9 protein-coding genes are annotated in these 9,954 nt (G+C 71.7%); 4 read left to right on the top strand and 5 right to left on the bottom strand.

The window, feature by feature from the left end; all coding sequences use genetic code 11:
- Positions 1-1,189, bottom strand: a 1,189-nt coding sequence (locus tag M3E84_RS11825; RefSeq protein ID WP_259896428.1) for a threonine/serine exporter family protein, incomplete at its 3' end; no start/stop codon positions are given.
- A 277-nt stretch (positions 1,190-1,466) separates the two neighbouring features.
- Positions 1,467-2,816, bottom strand: coding sequence for a threonine/serine exporter ThrE family protein (locus M3E84_RS11820; RefSeq protein ID WP_259896427.1), 1,350 nt, complete (start codon positions 2,814-2,816; stop codon positions 1,467-1,469).
- A gap of 77 nt (positions 2,817-2,893) precedes the next feature.
- On the opposite strand from M3E84_RS11820, the gene M3E84_RS11815 reads away from it, so the two are divergent.
- The gene (locus M3E84_RS11815; protein ID WP_259896426.1) at positions 2,894-4,414 is read left to right on the top strand and encodes an SDR family oxidoreductase; all 1,521 of its coding nucleotides are present in this window, start codon (positions 2,894-2,896) and stop codon (positions 4,412-4,414) included.
- A 97-nt stretch (positions 4,415-4,511) separates the two neighbouring features.
- On the opposite strand, the gene crcB is transcribed toward M3E84_RS11815, so the two are convergent.
- Together crcB and M3E84_RS11805 are read right to left on the bottom strand one after the other, a co-directional pair.
- Positions 4,512-4,901, bottom strand: coding sequence for a fluoride efflux transporter CrcB (crcB, locus tag M3E84_RS11810; RefSeq protein ID WP_259896430.1), 390 nt, complete (start codon positions 4,899-4,901; stop codon positions 4,512-4,514).
- Positions 4,901-5,452, bottom strand: a complete 552-nt coding sequence (locus tag M3E84_RS11805) for a CrcB family protein (RefSeq protein WP_259896424.1) — start codon at positions 5,450-5,452, stop codon at positions 4,901-4,903. The genes crcB and M3E84_RS11805 overlap by 1 nt, the downstream gene beginning before the upstream one ends.
- Before the next feature lie 137 nt (positions 5,453-5,589).
- Between M3E84_RS11805 and M3E84_RS11800 the strand changes: the two genes are divergently transcribed.
- Positions 5,590-6,273 carry a LysR substrate-binding domain-containing protein gene (locus M3E84_RS11800; RefSeq protein WP_311200479.1) on the top strand — a complete coding sequence of 228 codons (684 nt, stop codon included), beginning with the start codon at positions 5,590-5,592 and terminating at the stop codon, positions 6,271-6,273.
- Here M3E84_RS11800 and M3E84_RS11795 read toward each other — a convergent pair.
- On the bottom strand, positions 6,266-6,877 hold the full coding sequence (locus M3E84_RS11795) for a hypothetical protein (RefSeq protein WP_259896422.1): 612 nt from the start codon (positions 6,875-6,877) through the stop codon (positions 6,266-6,268). The genes M3E84_RS11800 and M3E84_RS11795 overlap by 8 nt on opposite strands.
- 202 nt (positions 6,878-7,079) lie before the next feature.
- Here M3E84_RS11795 and M3E84_RS11790 point away from each other — a divergent pair, with 202 nt between their 5' ends.
- On the top strand, positions 7,080-7,946 hold the full coding sequence (locus M3E84_RS11790) for a siderophore-interacting protein (RefSeq protein WP_259896420.1): 867 nt from the start codon (positions 7,080-7,082) through the stop codon (positions 7,944-7,946).
- Between the two features lie 111 nt (positions 7,947-8,057).
- Positions 8,058-9,908, top strand: coding sequence for a DNA helicase RecQ (gene recQ / locus M3E84_RS11785; RefSeq protein WP_259896418.1), 1,851 nt, complete (start codon positions 8,058-8,060; stop codon positions 9,906-9,908).
- Positions 9,909-9,954 lie beyond the last annotated feature (46 nt).

The following is a 9,954-nucleotide window of genomic DNA, read 5'->3' as shown; positions in this document are numbered from 1 at the left end:
AGGCGGTGACGGCTCCGGCGATCAGCTGGTCCCCGGAGCCGTCCACGCCGAAGATCGTGCCGAGCATCCCCTGGTAGATGTACGACCCCGGGAACAGCGGCAGCAGCGCGATCATCATGGACGCGTTCGACGGCAGCCCCAGTGAAGGAGCGGCGCGCACGCAGATCGCCCCCACCACCACAGCGGCGGCCAGGATCGCCACGAAGGAGCTCAGCCCGACCGCTTGAGCGATCAGCACGAGCACCTGCACGAGGCCGCCGAGCGCCGCGAGCGCGACCAAGCGGATTCCTCGCCCGCTGCTGGCCAGGCCGTAGCCGCCGGATACCAGCACGGCGCCGGTGATGGCGGTGGCCCAGGAGACGCCGTCGGGGCGCAGAGCCTCGATGTAGGCCACCGACTCCCCGACGAACGGCGCCATCAGGTGGATCCCCAGCGCCACGCCGGCCACGAGCCCGGCGGTGCGCGAGGCGATGTCCATGACGTGTCCGGCGGCGGAGAGGTACCAGCCGGTGATCATGTCCTGGGCCGCGCCGTAGGCGGTGATCCCGGCCAGCCACGCCGCCAGTGCGGCCACGATGCACAGGGCCGTCTGGGCGTCGTCGATCACAGCGGTCGCGGCGGTGGCCCCGAGCACTGCGGTGAGCCCCGCGGCGGCCAGGGAGAAGATGCCGGGGGAGCGCAGGTGCTGCATCGCGGCGAAGGCGGCATAGGCGGCCACCGACAGCACTCCGGCGCACAGCGTCGTGGCCGCGGTGCCGCCCATGAGCAGGCAGAACCCCACGCCCAGGAGGCTGAGCCCGGCTGCGGGGATCGCATGCCGAGCACCGGCGTGCTGAGCGCCTCCGGGCCCGTCGGCCTCCCGGGACTCGAGCTCGGCCAGGCACTCGCGCACGGTGCGCCGGCCCTGGGCGAGGTCGTCGAGCATGGCCGTGATGCGCCGACGCAGCTCGAGGTCAAGGGAGCCCGGCGGCGCCTCGGAGACGTGGGTGATCGCAGCACTCGTGCCGCGACCGGGGCGGCTGAGAATGATCTGGCCCATGGTCACCCCGACGGTGGCGTCATCCACTCCGGCGCTGCGCAGTGCACGCTGCAGGCACGTGGTCGTGGCGGCGGAGCTGGCCCCGCCGCGGATCAGCGCCTCGCCCAGCAGCACGGCCAGGCGGAAGGCGTCGTCGTCTCGTGAAGGCATGGCCAGGACGTTAGCGACGCCCCCGGCGCAGGGGCTGGGCCAGCGGTGCTCAGCACCGGCGGGCGCAGTGTGAATCGTCTGGACTGCGCCTTTCCCGCTCCTGACGACGCCCCGCCGGTCCCGCTAGCCCGCGCCTACGTGCGGAAATGCGCAATGCGCCTGCCCAAGGGCATGTGGCCACGTACGCGCGGGGGATGGCGGGGCGTGGGAGCAGGCGGACACGCCGCGCCTCAGCGCCACCCCCCATCCGTGAAGAGGACCCCATGGCCCAGGAGACCTACTGGGAGAACGGCCGGGAGAAGATCGGCACCATGATGTCGCGGGAGTTCTGCTCCACCGGCATCTCCTTGCGGAAGGTGCGCCCGGGGTGGGTCCTGGCGAACTGGCGGGCGCGAGTGGCCCACAGCGCCTCCGAGGCCAGGTACTGCCCGAGCAGGCCTCCCACGGACAGGCAGAAGGCCGTGATGGCGCCCTGCAGCAGGGCGTCCTCCGCGCCTTCGACGGAGAAGATGATCCCGAGCAGCCCCTGGTAGACGTACATGCCTGGGAACAGGGGCAGCAGCACCACGGTCATGCTCGCGTTCGAGGAGACGCCCAGCGCCCGGGTCAGCACCACGCATATGCCCCCGGTGATCACCGACGCCGCCAGCGTTGCCGCATAGGAGCTGACGCCCATTTCGCTCAGGCTGAGCACGCCCACCTGGACCAGTCCGCCGAACACCGCCAGAGAAGCCAGCACTCGACCGCGCCCGCCCGCCGAGAGCGCGAAGCCGCTGGAGACGAGCACCGCGCCCACGATGGAGGGGACCCAGCGTGAGCCGTCGGTCTGCAGCGTCTCCAGGAAGCCGGGGTCCCGGCCCAGCAGCGGCTCGAGGAGATGGATGCCCAGCGCCACGCCGAACACCAGGCCCGCAGTGCGTGTCAGCACGTCCATGAGTCGCCCGGTCGCGGAGAGGTACCAGCCGGTGATGACGTCCTGGACAGCGCCGTAGGCCGCGACGCCTGCCAGCCAGGCGGCCAGGGCCGCGACGATGCACACCGCCGTCTGCACGACGTCGACGACGGCGGCGAGCCCGCTGGCCCCGGCCACTGCCATCAGGCCGCCGGCGCCCAGGCTGAAGATGCCTGGCGCGCGCAGGTGCTCCAGGGCGGCGAAGGAGGCATAGACGACGACGGCCAGAAACCCCGCCGCGATCGTCGTGATGCCGTTGCCTCCGAGGATCATGCTGAACCCCACGCCGATCGCGCTGAACCCGAGAACGGAGGGCCAGTGCGACGCCAGGCTGCGCTGCGTCTCGAGCTCGTCCAGGGCCTCGAGAGCCTGTGTCGCCTCCAGATTCCCCAGGACCGCGTCCTCGAGGATCCGATTGGTCTGGGAACGCAGATGGATGTCGAGCGTCCCGGCGGTCGTCTCGTGGACGCGCGTGCTCGGGGCTGCCCCATCCCGTCCCGGCCGACTGATGGTGATCTGGCCCATGGTGATCGCCACGGAGACGTCATGCAGCTCGGAGCTGCGGTAGAGCGCCAGCAGGGACGAGGTGGTGCTCGCCGAGCTGGCGCCGGAGCGGATCAGGGCGTCGCCCAGGCGTATGGCCAGATCGTCAGTGGCCTGATGGTTTTGTTGCATGCACGAGACCGTATCGTGCGGAGACGACTCGGGCTGCGGCGCATGCGTTGTCGGTGCTCCCGCGTAGTGTGAGGTGCATGACTCCTCGCGTGCTTGTCACTGGATCCACCGGCTATGTGGGCGGGCGCCTGGTGCCGCGTCTGCTGGAGGCCGGCTATGCGGTGCGGGTGCTCGTGCGCTCGCCGCAGCGCCTTGAGGGGGTGCCGTGGCGCCAGGACGTGGAGGTGGTCCAGGGCGATCTGGGCGACGCCGAGACCGTGGAGAGGGCCTCCCGCGGCGTGGAGACCTTCTACTACCTGGTGCACTCGATGTCCTCGGGCTCAGACTTCGAGGCGACGGAGCTGGCCATGGCGCGCACGGTCGCAGCCGCCACCGCCCGGGCCGGAGTGCGTCGGATCGTCTACCTGGGAGGGCTGCACCCGGAGGGCGTGGAGCTCTCCCCGCACATGCGCTCGCGCACCGCGGTAGGCGATGCGCTGCTGGCGGGCGACGTCCCCGCGGTGGTCTTCGAGGCCGGCGTGGTGATCGGCTCCGGCTCGGCATCGTTCGAGATGATCCGCCACCTCACCGAGAACCTGCCGGTCATGCCGGCGCCCAGCTGGGTGCTGCGCCGGATCGAGCCCATCGCGGTGCGGGACCTGCTGCACTACCTGGTCCACGCCCCCGAAATCCCGGAGGGCACCAACCGCCGCTTCGGGATCGGCTCGCGCGAAGTCCTGACCTACGGGGCGATCATGTACGGCTACGCGCACGAGGCCGGTCTGGCTCAGCGCCGGGTCTACGCGCTGCCGATCCCCGCACCGCGCCTGGCGGGCTGGTGGGTCGCGCTCACCACGCCGATCCCGCGCCCGCTGGCGGTCCCGCTGGTGCAGTCCCTGCAGCACGACGCCGTGACGGATGACCACGACATCGATGAGCACATTGCCCCGCCGGCGGAGGGGCTGACGGGCTACCGCCGGGCCGTGCGCCTGGCGCTGGGCAAGCTGGCAGCCGACGAGGTCGAGACCACCTGGGCCTCTGCGGCCAACACTCCGCCCTCGGACCCGCTGCCCTCGGATCCGGACTGGGCGGGGCGCAGGGTCTATGTGGATGAGCGCAGCCGCTCCGGCTCGGCCTCACCGGACGACGTCTGGGCCGTGATCCAGGCGATCGGCGCGGACAACGGCTGGTACTCGTGGCCGCTGGCCTGGTCGGTGCGCGGGGTCATGGACAAGCTGGCCGGGGGAGTGGGACTGGCTCGGGGCCGGCGCAGGAGCGACCGCCTGGCCGTGGGCGAGGCCGTGGACTGGTGGCGCGTGGAGTCGATCACCACCGGGCCCGACGGAACCCGGACCCTGCTGCTGCACGCCGAGATGAAGGCCCCGGGGCAGGCCTGGCTCGAGCTGTCCGCGGTGCCTGAGCACGGAGGGGGCACAGAGTACCGCCAGCGCGCGATCTTCTTCCCGCAGGGAGCGGCAGGCAAGGCCTACTGGTGGGGCGTGTACCCGTTCCACGGGTTCATCTTCCCGTCCATGGCGCGCAACATCCTGGCGCGGGCGGCTGAGCGGGGAGCAGACCGGGCTGCTGAGACGGGAAGCCGAACGGACCCGGCGGACTGAGAGGGGAGACCGAACGGGCGCGGCTGACTGAGTGGGGTGGCCGGACCGGCCCTCCCGGCTGAGTGGGGAAGCCGCCTGGGACCGGCTGAGGCCGGTGTCAGGCCGCTGGCCCGAGCCACAGGCCCAGGCCCAGCCCGAACCCTGCCGCACCGACCGCGATCACCAGAGTCCCCAGCCCGTGCACGATGCCTGCGGTCCAGCGCCGCTGCTGCAGCAGGCGGACGGTGTCCACGCTGGCCGTGGAGAACGTGGTGTAGCCGCCCAGGAACCCCGTGCCGAGCACGAGGCGCCAGGCCTCGGGCAGCAGCCCGCTCACGGCGAATCCCGTGACCAGGCCCAGCAGCAGCGAGCCGGTGATGTTGATCAGGACGGTGGGCCAGGGGAAGTCGGCCTCTGAGAGGGACTTCAGGAGTCCGTCGAGCACGAAGCGGCAGGCCGCTCCCACGCCGCCGGCCGCGGCGATCGCCACGAAGAGCAGCGGCGTCATCATCGGGCCTCACCCGAACGAGGGTCGGTGCTGGGGTGGGTTGCGGGGCCCGCGACGGATGTGGCCATGAGGTCAGAGTCGGCCTCAGGGCAGGATTCCGCGCCTGCGTCAGGCCGCAGGGCCGCGGCCACCGCGATGCCCGCCAATGCCGCGATGCCGCCGGCGATCACGCTGCCCAGCAGATAGACCGCACCCAGCGCAGGTGCCCCGGAGCCGAGCATCTGCGCCGCGTCCAGGGCCAGCGTGCTGTAGGTCGTGAACCCGCCCATGAACCCGGTGCCCAGCAGGAGGCGCAGGTGCGTCAGCGGCGCCTCGTGGGCCCCGCGGCGGGCCAGCGCTTCCAGCAGCAGCCCGAGCAGGAAGGCGCCGAGCAGGTTGACGGCCAGGGTGCCCAGCGGGAATTCCGAGTCCGTGCCGAGGACCAGGGAGACACCCTCGCGGGCGGCCGTGCCCAGCGTCCCGCCCACCAGCACCAGGGCGATCGCGCCCGCCCGCAGGTGCGCAGGCCGCGGGGCAGCAGCGGGCGAGGGGACGGCTGAGCGCGGGGCCATGGGGATCCTTCCGGGCGAGAGACAGCAGGCATCCTCTCACTCCCACCCTCACCCTCAGCCCAGCGCGACCCCCGTCAGCTCCTCGACCGCGCCCTGCGCCCAGGCGCGGGCCGCGTCGTGCGGCGGGATGGCCGCGGCTGCGCCGCGCCGGCGAGCTGCCACGCGGCCTGAGCGGGGACGCGCTGAGCGGGCCGGTCTCCGTGGGCTGCTACACCACGCTCGCACCCACCGCGGTCCCCGAGCTGTGGACGGCACTGGCGCAGCGGCATCCGGAGCTGGAGCTGTCCGTGCGGGAGGGCTCCGGGACCGAGCTCGCCCAGCTGGTGCGCGACGGATCCCTGGACATGCTGATCGCCTACGAGCTGGCCCTTCCTGCCGACCTGCCCCGGCGACAGCTGTTCCTGGCGCAGCCGATGGTGGCGCTGGCTGGTGACCACCGGCTGGCGGATCGGCAGCGGATCGAGGCCTCGGAGCTGGCCGAGGAGCCGCTGGTGCTCTTCGATCAGCCGCCCAGCGGTCAGTCCACGCTCACGCAGCTGCGGCGGCTCGGGCTCAGTCCGCGGATCGCCCACCGCACGGCCGACTTCGAGCTCATGCGCTCGCTGGTCGCCCGCGGCATTGGGTTCAGCATCCAGTACCTGCCGGCCCCCGTGCCGCTGAGCCGCGAGGGACTGCCGATCGTGACGGTGCCGCTGGCCCGCGACGCCGTCCTGGAGCCCGTGGTGCTGGCCTGGTCGCCCGAGGCGGAGCGGACCGCGCGGGCCGCAGCGACGATGGGGCTGATCCGCGAGCGTCTGGGCCAGCAGGACCGGATCACCTGACGGGGTCGGGCACCCCGAACGGGTTGGGGACGCCGTCGGTGACATCCCAGTCCGCCGGGTCGGTGGTGGCGCAGTAGGCCTGGATCTCCTGCAGGGCCGAGGCGCTGGGGATTCCGGCGGGGAAGACATCCGAGTAGCAGGCGCCGCCTGCCTGGAAGTGGGCGAAGGCCTCGTCGGAGAGCCCCGCGGGGTTCTGGGCGCTCTGGTCCTGTCCGGTGGCGCCCGTCTGGCCCGGCTGGCCTCCTGAGGCAGGCTGATCGGCCTGGCCCTGCTGCGCCGGGGCCTGACCGGCCGCCGGCTCCTCGGTGAAGCCGGGGATGTCTGCGGGCCCCGGGTTGGCGGGCACGACGCCTTCCTCCATAGGGGCGGAGTGCGGTGCGGGGGAGGTCGTGGACTCGGCCGTCTCCTCCGCCGGTCCCGACGACTGCCCGGACTCAGCCGGCCGCTCGGACTCCGTCGAGGGGGCGGCCTCCGGGGAGCTCGCAGCCTGCGAGGTCTCCTCGGCCGGCGTCGTGGCCTCAGCGCTGTCGTCGTCGGAGCCGCAGGCGGTCAGTGTCAGGGCGAGCGCCGCGGTGAGGGCGAGGTGACGGGGTGCGAGCTTCATGGATCTCCTGTCATCTGCGCGGATCTCAGCCGGAGGAAGGGGCGGCCGATGGGGCTTCCGCAGCATCTCCATTCAACATCGTCGCGAGATCTGGCGCATCCGGGCGGGGGTGGTCAGTGCTGGTCGAACAGGCAAAGGTGTTGGCGCCGATCTGCCGGGCTGGATAGCGTGGCGAGTCTGATCTGGTTGCCAGGAGGCCGTCATGTCCAAGAACCGTCGCGATTCGACGCCGGAGAGTGCGCGCGATCGTCGGGATGAGCGCAGGGAACGCAAGCGCGAGGGCATCGGCATCCGCCGTCTGCGCGTGGTCCGCGTCGAGGACATCACCCCGCGGCTGCGTCGGATCGTGCTGACGGGGGAGGACCTCGGCGGCTTCCCGTTCCAGGAGTTCGCGCCCTCGGACAAGGTCAAGCTGCTCTTCCCAGAGCCGTCCACCGGCGTGCTGCCCATGCCGGAGTCCACGGAGAAGGGCCTGCGCTGGCCCGGCGGTCACAAGCCCGAGACCCGCAGCTACACCGTGCGCGGCTTCGACCCAGAGAAGGCCGAGCTGCTGATCGAGTTCGTGCTCCACGACCACGGGATCGCCGGCAGCTGGGCCATCCGCGCGGCTCCGGGTGACGAACTGGGTGTGCTCGGCCCCAAGGGCGCCCGTGCGTTCCCTGCCGCTGCGCATTACGTGGCCTTGGGCGATGAGACCGCCTTGCCGGCCATCTCCCGCCTGATCGAGGAAGCGCCGGCCGGTTCTCGGGTGTCCGCCGTCATCGAGGTGGCCGACGCCGCCGAGCAGCAGCAGCTGGCCTCCCGCACCGGGGCCGACGTGCGGATCCGGTGGATGCACCGCGACTCCACACCCCTTCCCGGCGGCTGCCTCAGTCTCCTGGAGCCGACCGTGGACGAGCTCGATCTCGGGGATCCTGAGGAGCTCTTCGTCTTCGCGGCGGGGGAGTCGCACGCCATGAAGGCCCTGCGCAAGCGGATCTCCGAGCGGGTGCGGCTGAACAAGCACCAGCTCGATATCCACGGCTACTGGAAGGACCGCACGCGGGCCGACCCGCGGCGTCGTCGCTGAACCCGCCGCCGCCCCGCGAGACAGGCCCGAGGGCTAGACTGCTCGGGCATCTCGTCGGGTCCGGACCCGACGGCACCGATCCGCGAGCACGAGAGGCAGGCCGGGTTCCGCGTGACGACCTCCGCATCACCGAAGCTCGAGACCCAGGCCCTGCGGATCCTCGAATCGGTCTTCGGCTACGAGTCCTTCCGCGGCAAGCAGGCGGAGATCGTGGAGCACGTGGCCGCGGGCGGCGACGCCGTCGTGCTGATGCCCACCGGCGGCGGCAAGTCGCTGTGCTACCAGATCCCCGCGCTGCTGCGGTTGGGCACGGGTGTGGTGATCTCCCCGCTGATCGCCCTGATGGAGAACCAGGTCGACGCCCTGGCCGCCGTCGGCGTGAACGCGGCGTATCTGAACTCGTCGCTGTCCTTCGAGGAGGCCGACGAGATCGAGCGGAGGCTGCTGGCCGGTGAGCTCGACATGGTCTACATGGCCCCCGAGCGGCTCGTGCAGCCGCGCACCCTGCAGCTGCTCTCGCGGGTGCAGGTCTCGCTGTTCGCGATCGACGAGGCGCACTGCGTGTCCCAGTGGGGCCACGACTTCCGCAAGGACTACCTGGGGCTGTCCGTGCTGGCCGAGCGCTTCCCCGACGTCCCCCGGATCGCCCTGACCGCGACGGCCACGCAGGCCACCCATGAGGAGCTCACGCAGCGGCTGTCGCTGCAGGACGCCCAGCACTTCGTGGCCAGCTTCGACCGGCCCAACATCCAGTACCGGATCGTCGAGAAGGACCAGCCGCGTCAGCAGCTGCTGTCCCTGATCCGCAACGAGCACCCCGGCGACGCCGGCATCGTCTACTGCCTGTCTCGCAAGTCCGTGGAGCAGACCGCCGCGTTCCTGTCCAAGCAGGGGATCGACGCCGAGGCCTACCACGCTGGTCTGACCGAGGCCGAGCGCTCGCAGCGCCAGGCACGCTTCCTGCGGGAGGACGGTGTGGTCATGGTCGCCACGATCGCCTTCGGCATGGGCATCGACAAGCCCGACGTCCGCTTCGTGGCCCACCTGGACCTGCCCAAGTCGATCGAGGGCTACTACCAGGAGACCGGGCGCGCAGGCCGTGACGGGCTGCCCTCGACCGCCTGGCTGGCCTACGGGCTGCAGGACGTCGTGCAGCTGCGGCGGATGATCGATCAGTCCGAGGGCACCGCCGAGCACCAGCGCTCGCAGCGCCAGCACCTTGACGCCATGCTGGCGCTGTGCGAGACCATGACGTGCCGCCGCGTGCAGATCCTCAGCTACTTCGGTCAGACCGGTGAGCCCTGCGGCAACTGCGACAACTGCCTGAACCCGCCCCAGGGCTGGGACGCCACCGTCCCCGCGCAGAAGATCCTCTCGGCGATTATCCGCCTGGACCGCGAACGACGCCAGCACTTCGGCTCGGGGCAGCTCATCGACATCCTGCGCGGCAAGCCGAACCCGCGCTCCACCGAGTCGAATCACGAGGCCCTGAGCGTGTGGGGCATCGGGCAGGACCTGAGCCCGCAGCAGTGGAAGGGCCTGGTCCGGCAGCTGCTGGCCCGCGACGTCCTGGCCGCGGTGGGCGACTACGCCACCTTGGCGCTGGGACCCGAGGCCGACGGCGTCCTGCGCGGGCGGACCACCTTGGAGCTGCGCAAGGAGTCGGGGCGCAGCCGTGGTTCGGCTGCGCGCGGATCGCGGACGACGGCCGCCGCAGCACGCAGCGAGCTCACCCCGGAGGAGATGGAGATCTTCGAGGCGCTGCGGAAGTGGCGCACTGCTCAGGCGAAGGAGCAGGAGGTCCCCGCCTACGTCGTGTTCGCCGACGCCACTCTGATCGCGATCGCCCAGCGCCGCCCGGAGACCACCTCCGAGCTCCACGGCGTCAGCGGCATCGGCGCCAGGAAGCTGGACCGCTACGGCTCCGCCGTCGTCAACGTGGTCACCAGGACCCTCAGCTGACCCGTCCCGTCGTCATCCGCAGGCCGCTGACGCTGTCTGATGCGCC

It is taken from the genome of Kocuria sp. p3-SID1428 (assembly GCF_025149945.1).
Taxonomy (GTDB): Bacteria; Actinomycetota; Actinomycetes; order Actinomycetales; family Micrococcaceae; genus Kocuria.
The sequence above is the reverse complement of the archived record's forward strand: the minus strand, read 5'-3'. Positions and strand labels throughout refer to the sequence as shown.